Origin of the sequence: Streptomyces endophyticus, assembly GCF_035798155.1 — a bacterium.
Classification (GTDB): Bacteria; Actinomycetota; Actinomycetes; order Streptomycetales; family Streptomycetaceae; genus Streptomyces; species Streptomyces endophyticus.
The window spans coordinates 24,526-37,078 of record NZ_JAOZYC010000195.1 but is presented as its reverse complement, the minus strand read 5'-3'; the positions used below and the strand labels follow the sequence as shown (position 1 = coordinate 37,078).

Sequence of the window (12,553 nt, the reverse complement as noted above, 5' to 3'; positions counted from 1 at the left end):
GCCTCCCGCGCCGCCGCCACCGCGGCGCCCCTCGGCTCCTGCCGGGCCACCGCCCTGGCCCCGGCCCGCGCGGCGTCCACGCATCTGATCTGCGCCGACGCCGCGAGCACCACCCAGACCAGCGCCATCGTGAACGCCACGAGCACCGGCAGCACCACGGCCGCCTCCGCCGTCACAAACCCCCGGTCGCCACGCCGGGGCTCAGAACGACCCATGGAGCGCCTTCGCCACCAAGGACTGCAGCGCCGACTGCACCACGTCGCTCGTCACCACCTGGTACAGCACCCCGGCGAAGCCCACCGCCGCGATCAGCCCCACCGCGTACTCGGCACTGACCATCCCGGCGTCCCGCCGCACCGACTGCACCGACCGCGCCCATCGGAGAACGCCTCCGCGCAGCCACCCGTACGCCCGACCTGCCCGCATTCCGTTCATGCCAACTCCTCTGATACGTCACCCTGTTCTGCCTTCCGAAGCCCGCCGCTCATCTCCCTCCCAGCACCCCGCCTCCCAGCCCGATCACCACCGGCACCACTCCGACCACCAAGAACGCGGGCAGGAAGCACAGGCCCACTGGCGCCGTGATCGCCACCGCGGCCCGGCGTGCCACCGTCGTCGCCCGGCGGCCCCGCTCGGCCCGGCACTCCGCGGCGAACCGCGCCACCGGCGCCGCCGCCGGGGCCCCGGACTCGCCCGCCCGCTCCAACAGCCGGACCAGCCCATCGGCGCCCGGCACGGCCGCCAACTCCCGCCACGCCACACCCAGTTCACCCCCGAGCCGGACCTGCGCCGCGCCCCGCTCAAGCCCCCGCCCGACGGGCCCGCCCAGCGCCTCACCGACAGCCCGTGCCGCCTCCACCGGCCCGGCACCCGCCGCAAGACACGACGCCAACAGGTCGGACGCCAAGGGCAGTTGACGTACGGCAGCGCCCCTCGCGCTCGCCCCCTCGCCGGCTCTCGCGTCCTCCTCCCGGCCACGCCACCAACGCCACACCCCCACCCCGCAGACAGCCCCGACCACGACCCCGGCCGCCCCGCCCACCAGCACGAACCCGGCGCACGCCGCCCCCGCGACCGGCACCCACCGCCGCACCGCGACCGGCAGCCCCACGGCCCACCGCTCCGACTCCGCCGCGGCCACCTCGAGCACGAGCCGCACCCGCCGCCGCAACGCCCGCTCGGCCCGCCGGGCCGCGACCTGCCGCACCAGCCACATCACCAGCACCGCGATGCACAGCACTGCCCCCAGCCTGTGGACAACGTTCATGACTTCTCACCCCTCCGCCCCTCGCACGATCCGCATCGCCCACCACAACCCCGCGGCTTCCAACGCCCCGCCCACCACCAGACAGCCGACCCCGGGCCACGTGTGCAGCAGCACCCGCAGGGGCCGCGCCCCCATGCCCGCCCCCAGCAACAGCGCGAACACGGGCAACCCGGCGAGCATCACCGTGGTCGACGAAGGGCCCGCCAACTGGGCCCTGAAGTCGGCTCGTTGATCCCGCTCCGCACGCAGTGCGTCCGCGAGCCGTTCGAGTCCGGACGCGAGCCCCGCGCCACGGTCCACCGCCACCCGCCAGCACGCCGCGAGCCCGTTCAACCCCTCGGCCCCCGGCTCCCGCGCCGCCGCTCCCAGGGCCCCGGGCACATCCCCGCCGAACCGGGCCGCCGCCACCACGGCCGCACTCCCCGCGCCGGTCAGCGCCCCCGACCCCCGCACCGCCACCACCAGCGCCTCCCCCGGCTGCCGCCCGGCCCGCACCTCACCCGCCAACAGCCCGCACAGCCGGATCACCGCCTCCCCGCGCCGCTCCTTTCCCCGCCGCGCCGCCCGGGCCGCGCGGAGCCGCCCCACTCCGGGCACGGCACACACCCCGAGCACGACCGGCAGCACCGAGGCACCGGCAGTCCCGACCACCGCCCCGCCGACCGCGCACCACCATTCGGGCCGCGCCCGCACCCACGCCCACCACCGCTCGCCAAGGCCCAGCCACCGGGACAACACCCCGAGGTCCGCCGCGACCCCCAGCACCCTCCGGGCCCGCCGCACCTCCACCTCCCGTACCTGCACCGCCCGCATCGCGAACACCGCCCCCAACGCGGCCATCACCACACCGGGACCGCCACCCAAGACCCCACCGCTCACACCCACGCACCCCTCTCCACCAACCCCGCCGACTCCACCGACTCCACCGACCCACGCACCTTCCAACCGGCACCCCACGACCACGCGCCCTCACTCCGGACCCGCAGACGGAAACGGACCCCACCCCCAGCCCTCATGTCCTCCGACGCCCCCGCATGCCTGGCACCACGCCCACGCCCACGCGCCCTGCCCCGCCCCACAACCGCCGCCTCACCCCAACCGCACGCCCAACAACCCACCGAGCCGCGCCCACCCCGGCCCCTCCACAAACCCCCGCTCGCCCCACTCCAGCGCCGGCACCGCCCGCACCCAGCCCTCCGCGTCCCGCTCCAGCACCTGGACCTGGGCGATGCGCCGCCGCCCGCCCCGGTCCCGTACGAGATGGAGCACCACGGCCACCGCTGCCGCCAACTGGCTGTGCAGCGCCGCCCGGTCGAGCCCGGCCGCCGTCCCCAATGCTTCGAGACGGACCGGAACATCGCTCGCCGCGTTGGCGTGCACGGTCCCCGAACCCCCTTCGTGGCCCGTATTGAGGGCGGCCAGGAGCGCGACCACCTCGGCGCCGCGCACCTCGCCCACCACGAGCCGGTCGGGCCGCATCCGCAGCGCCTGCCGGACCAGGTCGTCGAGGCCGACGGCCCCCGCGCCCTCCTGGTTGGCGGGGCGCGATTCGAGCCGGACGACGTGGGGGTGGTCGGGCCGCAGCTCGGCGGAGTCCTCGGCCAGGACGATCCGCTCCCCCGGTCCCACGAGGCCGAGCAGCGCGCTCAGCAGCGTCGTCTTGCCCGTTCCCGTACCTCCGCTGATCAGGAAGGACAGCCGCACGTCGAGCAACGCCCGCAGCACCCGGCCGCCGCCCGGCGGCACCGTCCCCGCCGCCGTCAACTCCTCCAGGGTGAACGCCCTGGGCCGCACGACCCGCAGGGACAGACAGGTGCAGCCCGCCGCGACCGGTGGCAGCACCGCGTGCAGCCGCGTCCCGTCGGGCAGCCGGGCGTCCACCCACGGCCGCGCGTCGTCCAGGCGGCGGCCCACGACGGCCGCGAGCCGCTGCGCCAGCCGCCGTACGTCGGCGGCGCTCTCGAAGGCCACGTCGGCCCGTTCCAGGCCGCCTCCCCGGTCGACCCACACCTTGTCCGGCGCCGACACCAGGACATCCGTCACCGAAGGGTCGGCGAGCAGCGGCTCCAACGGGCCCGCGCCCACCAGCTCCGACCTCAGCCTGCCCGCCGCGCCCAGCACTTCGGCGTCGCCCAAGATCCGGCCCTGTGCCCGTAGCGCCTCGGCCACGCGCGCGGGCGTCGCCTCCGACCCGGTCTCGGCGAGCCACTGCCGTACGCCGTCCAACATGCGTGCCCCGACCACCGCGCTCATGACACCCCTCCTCGCGCCCACTGCTCGGCCGTCCACACGCCGACCGCTCCGACCCGCACCACGCTCTCCACAGGCCGCCCGCCCCCGTCCGACTCCCCGCTCTCCCGGTTCACGCCGCTTCCCCCTCCACCGCCGCCACCGGCATCCGCTCCCAGAAAGCCCCGCAGAACCGCCCCAGCGGCCCGCCCTTCAATACCTCGGTGTCCGCGGGCAGTTCGCCGGCGAACGGCAGCCCGACGAGGCGCGCCACCTCGTCCGCCGCGAGGCCTCCCGCGCCGCCCGCGGGCGCCGTCACCACCCGCAGATCCCGCAGCACCATCCCCGCCGCCCCCGCCATCCGGCGCGCCGCCGCCACGGCCCGCAACTCCGGTGGCACCACGAGCAGCCCCAGGTCGAGCTGGGCCAGGGCCTCGACGGATCCGGCGTCGACCCGGCGCGGCAGGTCCACCACGACGGCGCCGCCCCTGCGCCGCCCGGCCGCGAGCACCGCCCGCACCGCCTCCGAGGGCACCGTCGCGAGATCGCCGCGATCCCAACTGAGCACCCGCAGGTCGTGCAGCCTGGGCAGCGACTCCTCCAAGGCCGTACTACCGACCCGGCCCCGCGACTCGGCGAAGGCGGGCCAGCGCAGCCCGTCCACCGCCTCGCCGCCGAGCAGCACATCGAGCCCGCCGCCGAGCGGGTCCGCGTCGACCAGGAGGGTGCGCCGTCCCGACCGCGCGGACGCCACGGCCAGCGCGCAGGCGAGCGTGGAGGCCCCGGCCCCGCCGCGTCCGCCGAGCACCCCGACGGTCAGGGCGGGCCGCCCCACCGCCTCGACGACATCGGCGATCCGGTCCATCAGCCACTGCTCGCCATCCGGCAGGACCAGCACATGGTCGGCGCCGATCTCCACGGCCCGCCGCCACACCCCGGAATCGTCCTGATCACGACCAACCAAGATCACGCCACGCCGTCGGGACACCCCGCGCAGCCGCCGCGCGGCGTCGTCCCCGACCAGCACGAGCGGGGCCGATTCCCAGCCGCCCCAGCCCTCTCTGCCCGCCGGCGCCCCGTGCCCGACCTCGGGCCGCACGCCCGCCGCCGCGCACAGCCGCAGCAGGTCGTCCAGCAGCTCCACGTCCTCCGTCACGATCAACGGGGCGCGTCGCACGTCCCGCGCGTCGCACTCGATGACTCCCGCCATGGTCCGATCCCCCTCTCGCCGCGCTCGCCCGCCCCTGCGGACGATCCGTTCCGCACGTGAAGTCGGCGGCGTCCAAGGCGCCGAATACCGCCCATCCGCCACGGCACGGCCATAACAAACCGGCCATGAACACGGACCCGAACTTCGCGTGCGGAATCACCGTGCAGCGATCCCGGAAAACGTGGGGATCTTGGTCAATAACTGTGGACGCGAGAAGGCTTGTGAATATCCCCGTCACCCATACCGGTGACACTGTGAACTAGGCATGGAACTGTCCCCAGCGCAGTCCGGCGGTCACACAGCGTGAGGGCCTCGGGGTGTACCGACCGAGGCGCGAGAGCCCTCGAAACCCCCTGTGCAGGCATGAAAAAAGGACCCGAAAACGGGTCCGGACATGCGACGACCCCCGCCGGGGGGGAGAGCGGGGGTCGTCCTCCACGGTCCGACTCGGGGGGGGAGGAGCCAGACCGGGTACGCACGGTCGCGAACGATCCGTGACTTCCATGGTGTACCCGAGAGCCTTCTCAAGCAAACCCACACGCCACAGCTTACGCCGAATGGTTGGCGCCTATGCTCGGCCTCGTGGAAAACCACTCCTTGCCTCACTCCACGCCCCGTACAGCGGCGTTCTTTGACCTGGACAAGACGGTCATCGCTAAGTCGAGCACACTCACCTTCAGCAAGTCGTTCTACCAAGGCGGGCTGATCAACCGGAGGGCCGTACTGCGCACCGCGTACGCCCAGTTCGTCTTCCTCGCCGGCGGCGCGGACCACGATCAGATGGAGCGGATGCGCGAGTACCTCTCGGCGCTCTGCCGCGGCTGGAACGTGCGGCAGGTGAAGGAGATCGTCGCCGAGACCCTGCACGACCTGATCGACCCGATCATCTACGACGAGGCGGCGTCCCTCATCGAGGAGCACCACACCGCCGGACGCGATGTGGTCATCGTCTCCACATCCGGCGCCGAGGTGGTCGAGCCGATCGGCGAGCTCCTCGGCGCGGACCGGGTGATCGCCACCCGCATGGTCGTGGGCGACGACGGCTGCTTCACGGGCGAGGTGGAGTACTACGCGTACGGCCCCACGAAGGCGGAGGCCATCAAGGAACTGGCGCGCTCCGAGGGGTACGACCTCGCGCGCTGCTACGCGTACAGCGACTCGGCGACGGATCTGCCGATGCTCAGCTCGGTCGGGCATCCGCATGCCGTCAATCCGGACCGGGCGTTGCGCCGCGAGGCCCTCGCGCGCGAGTGGCCGATCCTCGACTTCCACAAGCCGGTCCGGCTCAAGCAGCGCCTGCCCCACCTGTCCGCACCTTCACGGCCCGCGCTGCTCGCGGCGGCCGGGGTCGGCGCGGCCGCGGTCACGGCCGGCCTGGTCTGGTACGCGAGCCGGCGACGTGCGACGTCAGGCGCCCAATGACGCCACCGGTTCGCCCTATTTGAACCTAAAAGTAAAGAAGTGTGGCCAGGGCTTCCGCTTCCCCCAGGGGAGGAGTACAAAGGATTCAACGGCCCGCGAGACCAAGGACATCCGAGAGGACACCTTCAACCGCAATCAGGCCCCACGGACCGATGCATGAACGCCGGGCACCCACGCGACGTCGACCCGTCGATTACGGGCCAGCCGCACCAGGCGACGGGCAAAGAACCCGACCTGATGGGCAAACCTTCGAGGACGCTTGGTAACCCAGTGGACATGCCAGCGGCGGTACGAGCATTCGTACCGCCGCACCCCTTTTCCCAGACCTTTTCTCAGGCTTTTCCCACTACGCGGCACCCCGCTGAAGCGCCTCACAGACGGCCGTCGACTCCCTGGCGCCCAGCTCGATCGCCTTGCCGCAGTGGGTGATCCAGGCCGCCATCCCCTCCGGCGTACCGGAGACATAGCCGTCGAGTGCGGCCGCGTAGGCCGCCCGGCCGAGTTCGGCGTGGCCCACCTCCGCCGGGCAGACGGACTTCGGGTCGAGGCCGCTGCCCACCAGAACGGTGCGCTCGGCGGCGCGCGCGACCAGGCCGTTGTGCGAGCCGAAGGGGCGCAGGGCGAGCAGCTCGCCGTGCACGATGGCGGCGCCCACCAGGGCCGGCGCCGCACTCTCGGAGATGATCAGCTGCGAGAGCCCTTCCAGGCGACCCGCCACCTCCTCCGCGTCCGGCACCGGGAGTTCGACGAGCGGCTCGTCGACCGGCTCGCCCGCGAGCCGCGGCCGACCCACCGCGTCACTCTTGTCGGCCGCCGCGACCAGGTGCAGACGCGCGAGCACCCGCAGGGGCGACTGCCGCCAAATGGAGAGAAGTTGACCGGCCTCGGCGGTCAACCGCAGGGCCGCGCCGACCGTGGGCGCCTCTTTGTCGCCGTCGCCGCCACTGAAGTCGGTGCGCCGGCGCACCTCTTCGAGCGACCAGTCGGCACTGGAGAGCGCCGCACTGCCACGCGCCCCGCGCAGCGCGGCCTCGGACGTGATCTCGTTGCTGCGACGCCGCATGACCCGGTGCCCGTAGACCCGGTCCACAGCCTTGCGCACGGAGTCCACGGAATCGGCCACTCCCGGCAGGTCGGCCAGGGCGGCGAGGGGGTCGGCTGTCGTACTCATGAGTACGACCCTACGGGCCACGCGGCGCCGCCCCACGAAGGAGTGGTCTTCTTCACGCCGCATCGACACGCACAGCGACCATACCGATACCCTTCGTGAACATGAAGATCGCTTTCGTTGGGAAGGGCGGCAGCGGCAAGACCACGCTGTCCTCACTGTTCATCCGCCACCTCGCCGGCACCGGCTCCCCGGTCATCGCCGTCGACGCCGACATCAATCAGCACCTCGGGGCCGCGCTCGGGCTCGACGAGGGCGTCGCGGGCGAGCTGCCCGCGCTGGGGGCCCGGCTGCCCCTGATCAAGGACTATCTGCGCGGCTCGAACCCGCGGATCGCCTCGGCCGACACGATGATCAAGACCACGCCGCCGGGCGAGGGTTCTCGACTGCTCAGGGTGCGCGAGAACAATCCGGTGTACGACGCCTGCGCCCGCGACGTGGAACTCGACGGCGGGGCCGTGCGTTTGATGGTCACCGGGCCCTTCACCGAATCCGACCTCGGTGTCGCCTGCTACCACTCCAAGACCGGAGCGGTGGAGCTGTGCCTGAACCACCTCGTGGACGGCCGGGGTGAGTACGTGGTGGTCGACATGACCGCGGGCTCCGACTCCTTCGCCTCGGGCATGTTCACCCGCTTCGACATGACGTTCCTGGTCGCCGAGCCGACCCGCAAGGGGATCTCGGTCTACCGCCAGTACAAGGAGTACGCACGGGACTTTGGAGTCGACCTGAAGGTGGTGGGCAACAAGGTGCGGGACGCGGACGACCTGGAGTTCCTGCGCTCCGAGGTCGGCGACGACCTGCTCGTCACCGTCGGGCACTCGGACTGGGTGCGCGCCATGGAGAAGGGGCGTCCGCCGCGCTTCGAACTCCTGGAGGAGCCCAACAAGGCTTCCCTGCAAGCGCTTCAGGACGCGGCCGACGCCACGTACGAGGCCCGCGACTGGGAGCGCTACACGCGCCAGATGGTCCACTTCCACCTGAAGAACGCCCAGAGCTGGGGCAACGAGAAGACCGGGGCCGACCTGGCATCTCAGGTCGACCCCGGCTTCGTCCTACGGGAGAGCGTCACGGCGACTGCGTGAGCAAGCGCCGTACCAGGTCTACGACTTGGCGGCCGGGGCTCCCGGTACCCCCTTCGGGGCCGGGGCCCGCTTGCCGCCGAGGTAGGACTCCCAGCCCTGCTTCGGGCCCTCGCCCACACCGAGCCCCCCGAGCTTCTTCAGGGCCTTCGGGTTCTGGGCGTCGAGCCAGTCGGTGAGCTGTCGGAAGGAGACGCAGCGGACATCGGGCTTCTTGCAGACCCGCTCGACCGTCTCCTCGACGGCGCGCATGTAGGTGCCGCCGTTCCAGGACTCGAAGTGATTGCCGATGACGAGCGGAGCGCGGTTGCCCTTGTAGGCGCGGTCGAAGCCCGCGAGCAGGCTGTCGCGCATCTGGTCGCCCCAGTACTCGCGCTTCGCGGGGTCGCCCTGGGTCGCCGTGCCGGACTGGTTGACCATGAAGTTGTAGTCCATGGTCAGCTGCTCGTAGGAGTGGCCCTTGAACGGGACGAGCTGCATCGACAGGTCCCACAGGCCGTTCTTCTTCTTGGGCCAGACCTGGTTGTTGACGCCGCTGGTGTCGTAGCGGAAGCCGAGCTCGCTCGCCGCGCGCGTGAAGTTCTCCTTGCCCTCGAGGCAGGGGGTGCGGGCGCCGATGAGCTCCTTGTCGTAGTCGAAGGGCAGCGGCGCGGACCTGTTCAGGCCCGAGTTGGTCTTCCAGCCCTTCACGAAGGACTTGGCCTGCTGGATCTCGCTCTTCCACTCGGCCACCGACCACTGGCCGACCCCGCCGCCCTTGCCGCAGAAGTGGCCGTTGAAGTGGGTGCCGATCTCGTTGCCCTCGAGCCAGGCGCCGCGCAGCTGCTCGACGGTGTCCTTGATTCCCTTGGCGTCGTTGAAGCCGATGTCCGAGCGGCCGGCCGAGTGCTGGGGCGCGTGGTACTTGTCGGCCTTGCCCTCCGGGAGCAGGTACACGCCGCTCAGGAAGTACGTCATGGCCGCGTTGTTCTCCTTCGCGACCTTACGGAAGTGCGAGAAGAGCTTCTGGCTGTCCTCGCCCGCGCCGTCCCATGAGAAGACCACGAACTGCGGCGGTTTCTGCCCCGGTCTCAGGCGCTCGGCCCGTGGCAGGTTCGGCTGCCGCCCGGTGTACGCGGTCGAGCCGTCGCCGATGAGCTTGATCGGGGTGCCCGGCGCCGCCGGCTTGGCCTTCTTCGGGCCGGGGGCGCCCTGGCGGGGCTTGGTCTTCTCGGCGCGGTGCTCGGCGGATCCGCCGGTTTCTCCGGTGGCGCATCCGGCGAGTGCCGCGGCGCACGCCGCGGCGGCGGTGATGCCCGCGGCGAGCCGCTTGGCGGCAGTCCTGTGGGTGGCGGCCATCTTCCGCCCACCTTCTTCCTGGAGTCGGCTTGTGTGGCGGTGGAATGAGCGAAACGCCCGTTATGTACGGACATCGCCGTCACCGTGACACGAGGGCCGAACGGAATTAATCCGACAAGCCGACCAGGATTCTTATTCACTACTGAGCGTGAAATCTTGACCCATTCGCCCCTTTAATCCGTCCAAAACCTTTACTCTGCATTACGATTCATTTACCGACCGCTACTAAGCGTTGATTTCATCCCGCCGCTGCACGCCGTGAACCACGGCCGCGATCGACCCCACCCACCGCACAGGGGTCACCCCACATTCCGCGACCGCGCTGCACCCCGGAGGAGACGGGAACCATGTCAGCCTGCGTACCCACCCGCACCAGTGACTCCGACCGGACGGGCGAGCCCACGGGCGCCGCCCGTACCGCACACAGTCCACCGCCCACGCCCCGCCGCTTCCGCATCGCGGGAGCCGACCTCTCCGCGTCCGTCGCGGTCTTCCTCATCGCCCTGCCGCTGTCCCTCGGCATCGCCCTCGCGACCGGCGCGCCCCTGGAGTCGGGGCTCGTCGCCGCCGCCGTCGGCGGCATCGTCGCCGGCTGCGTCGGCGGAGCTCCGCTCCAGGTCAGCGGGCCCGCCGCGGGCCTCACCGTGGTCACAGCCGAGCTGATCCAGCGCTACGGATGGCGGACCACCTGTGCGGTCACCGTCCTCGCCGGAATCGCCCAACTCGGCCTCGGCTGCCTGCGGGTGGCCCGCACCGCCCTCGCCGTCAGCCCCGCCGTCGTCCACGGCATGCTCGCCGGCATCGGTGTCACCATCGCCGTCGCCCAACTGCACATCGTGCTCGGCGGCAGCCCCGACAGCTCGGTGCTCGCCAACGTGGCTTCCCTGCCGAGGCAGTTGGCGGATGCCCAGCCCGCCGCCCTGGGCGTCAGCGCGCTCACGCTCACCGTGCTGCTCGCCTGGCCGCGCATCCCGGGGCGGATCGGCCGCCTCGCGCGCAAGGTGCCCGCCGCGCTCATCGCCGTGACCGCCGCGAGCGTGACCGCCGCGCTGCTCGGGCTCAGCCTCCCCGCGGTCGATCTGCCTTCCTGGAGCAGCCACGCGCTCGCCGGGCTGCCGGACGGGCCCGTGCTCGGCATCGTCGCCGCCGTTCTGACCACCACGCTCGTGTGCAGCGTGCAGTCGCTGCTCGGGGCGGTCGCCGTGGACAAGATGACCGCCAAGCGGTCGGACCTGCCGCCCGCGATGCGCCGCTCGAACCTGGACCGGGAGCTGCTCGCGCAGGGCGCGTCGAACATCGTCTCCGGCTCGCTCGGCGGGCTGCCCGTCGCCGGCGTCGCGGTGCGCAGCACGGCGAACGTGAACGCGGGCGCGGTGAGCGGGAACTCCTCGATGCTGCACGGCGTTTGGGTAGTAGCCGCCACGCTGCTCCTGGTCCCCGTCCTGGAGCTGATCCCGCTCGCCGCGCTCGCCGCGCTGGTGATGGCGGTCGGCATCCAGATGGTGTCCCTGAACCACATCCGCACGGTCACCCGCCACCGTGAGGTCCTGGTGTACGCGGTCACCACCCTCGGCGTCGTCGTCTTCGGCGTGCTCGAAGGCGTCGGGCTCGGCGTCGCGGTGGCCGTCGGCGTCGCCCTGCACCGCCTCGCGCGCACCCGCATCACGCACGAGGTGGATTCCCGCGGCGTCCACCACATGCGCGTACGCGGGCAGTTGACGTTCCTCGCGGTGCCCCGGCTCAGCCGGACCCTGCACCAGGTGCCGCACGGAGCGGACTGTGTCGTGGAGCTGGACGGGTCCTTCATGGACCACGCGGCGTACGAGGCACTGCAGGACTGGCAGAAGTCGCACACCACGCAGGGCGGCAAGGTCGAGGTGGCCGGGCGGGGAGGGGCCAGGATCGCCGAACCCGCGCGCGCGAGCCACACCTGCTGCCGGCCCTGGACGCCGTGGCGCAACCACCACTGCGACCGGCCCTCGCACGACCACGACCGCGACCGCGACCGCGACCGCGACCGGGCGGCGCCCGAGGCCGCCGAGCCGCGGCGCGCCGGCGGGCATCAACTGGCCAGCGGGATCAGCGCGTTCCAGCGCAATACGGCGCCGCTGGTGCGCGAGGAGCTGGCGCGGCTCGCGCGCGAGGGGCAGAAGCCCACACAGCTCTTCCTGACGTGCGCCGACTCCCGGCTCGTCACGTCAATGATCACGTCGAGCGGTCCTGGCGACCTCTTCGTCGTACGGAATGTGGGCAACCTCGTGCCCCTGCCCGGCGCCGAGAGCGGGGACGACTCGGTGGCGGCCGCCATCGAGTACGCCGTGGATGTGCTCAAGGTGCAGTCGATCACCGTGTGCGGGCACTCCGGATGCGGGGCGATGCAAGCGCTGTTGAGCACGCCGCCCAACGCGGGCGCCCAGACCCCGCTCAAGCGCTGGCTACGGCACGGGATGCCGAGCCTGGAGCGGCTGTCCGACGCGGGGCTGCCGTGGGCCCGGCTCGCGGGGCGGGCGCCCGCCGACGCGGCCGAGCAGCTCTGCCTGACCAATGTCGTCCAGCAGTTGGAGCACTTGCGGGAGCACGAGTGCGTGGCGCGCGCCCTGGAGCGGGGCGCGCTCGAACTGCATGGCATGTACTTCCACGTCGGTGAGGCGCAGGCGTATCTGCTCGCGGAGGCCGATCCGGTCTTCGGTCAGGTCGCGGCCACCGCCCTCGACGAAAGCAGCGCCACGCGGGCCTGAACCAACTCCTCCCCGCCTCCGTGAAACAGATGAGACCGTAGGGCTCCCGACCTGGTCGGGAGCCCTACGCGTACAGGTCTAAACCAATTCGCGGACCCC

Annotated in this window: 11 protein-coding genes; 3 read left to right on the top strand and 8 right to left on the bottom strand. The window is 72.2% G+C overall.

The features are described 5' to 3' along the window. From OKJ99_RS39170 to ssd, 6 genes are all read right to left on the bottom strand, one after another. A partial coding sequence (locus OKJ99_RS39170) for a TadE family type IV pilus minor pilin (protein ID WP_326023202.1) occupies positions 1–215 on the bottom strand: 215 nt, incomplete at its 3' end. Beyond that, positions 202–435 (bottom strand): DUF4244 domain-containing protein, encoded by a 234-nt coding sequence (locus tag OKJ99_RS39165; RefSeq protein WP_326023201.1) that lies wholly within the window; start codon positions 433–435, stop codon positions 202–204. The genes OKJ99_RS39170 and OKJ99_RS39165, both read right to left, overlap by 14 nt. A gap of 49 nt (positions 436–484) precedes the next feature. Continuing rightward, positions 485–1,267, bottom strand: coding sequence for a type II secretion system F family protein (locus OKJ99_RS39160; protein WP_326023200.1), 783 nt, complete (start codon positions 1,265–1,267; stop codon positions 485–487). Positions 1,268–1,273: 6 nt separating this feature from the next. Next, positions 1,274–2,107 carry a type II secretion system F family protein gene (locus tag OKJ99_RS39155; RefSeq protein ID WP_407700848.1) on the bottom strand — a complete coding sequence of 278 codons (834 nt, stop codon included), beginning with the start codon at positions 2,105–2,107 and terminating at the stop codon, positions 1,274–1,276. Between the two features lie 249 nt (positions 2,108–2,356). Next, a complete protein-coding gene (locus OKJ99_RS39150; protein ID WP_326023198.1) occupies positions 2,357–3,520 on the bottom strand; it encodes a TadA family conjugal transfer-associated ATPase in 1,164 nt (387 codons plus the stop codon). Between the two features lie 109 nt (positions 3,521–3,629). Then, positions 3,630–4,706, bottom strand: a complete 1,077-nt coding sequence (gene ssd / locus OKJ99_RS39145) for a septum site-determining protein Ssd (protein ID WP_326023197.1) — start codon at positions 4,704–4,706, stop codon at positions 3,630–3,632. Between the two features lie 570 nt (positions 4,707–5,276). On the opposite strand from ssd, the gene OKJ99_RS39140 reads away from it, so the two are divergent. Beyond that, positions 5,277–6,128, top strand: coding sequence for an HAD family hydrolase (locus tag OKJ99_RS39140; protein ID WP_326023196.1), 852 nt, complete (start codon positions 5,277–5,279; stop codon positions 6,126–6,128). 346 nt (positions 6,129–6,474) lie between these two features. Here OKJ99_RS39140 and OKJ99_RS39135 read toward each other — a convergent pair whose 3' ends face one another. Then, positions 6,475–7,299, bottom strand: a complete 825-nt coding sequence (locus OKJ99_RS39135) for a Fic family protein (RefSeq protein ID WP_326023195.1) — start codon at positions 7,297–7,299, stop codon at positions 6,475–6,477. A 101-nt stretch (positions 7,300–7,400) separates the two neighbouring features. On the opposite strand from OKJ99_RS39135, the gene OKJ99_RS39130 reads away from it, so the two are divergent. Further along, on the top strand, positions 7,401–8,381 hold the full coding sequence (locus tag OKJ99_RS39130; RefSeq protein WP_326023194.1) for an ATP-binding protein: 981 nt from the start codon (positions 7,401–7,403) through the stop codon (positions 8,379–8,381). Positions 8,382–8,399: 18 nt separating this feature from the next. Here OKJ99_RS39130 and OKJ99_RS39125 read toward each other — a convergent pair whose 3' ends face one another. Further along, entirely contained in the window at positions 8,400–9,716 is a 1,317-nt protein-coding gene (locus OKJ99_RS39125) for a polysaccharide deacetylase family protein (protein WP_326023193.1), read from the bottom strand. 347 nt (positions 9,717–10,063) lie between these two features. Here OKJ99_RS39125 and OKJ99_RS39120 point away from each other — a divergent pair, with 347 nt between their 5' ends. Next, positions 10,064–12,454: a bifunctional SulP family inorganic anion transporter/carbonic anhydrase gene (locus OKJ99_RS39120; RefSeq protein WP_326023192.1), complete on the top strand. Its 2,391-nt coding sequence runs from the start codon at positions 10,064–10,066 to the stop codon at positions 12,452–12,454. The last annotated feature ends 99 nt before the right edge of the window (positions 12,455–12,553 follow it).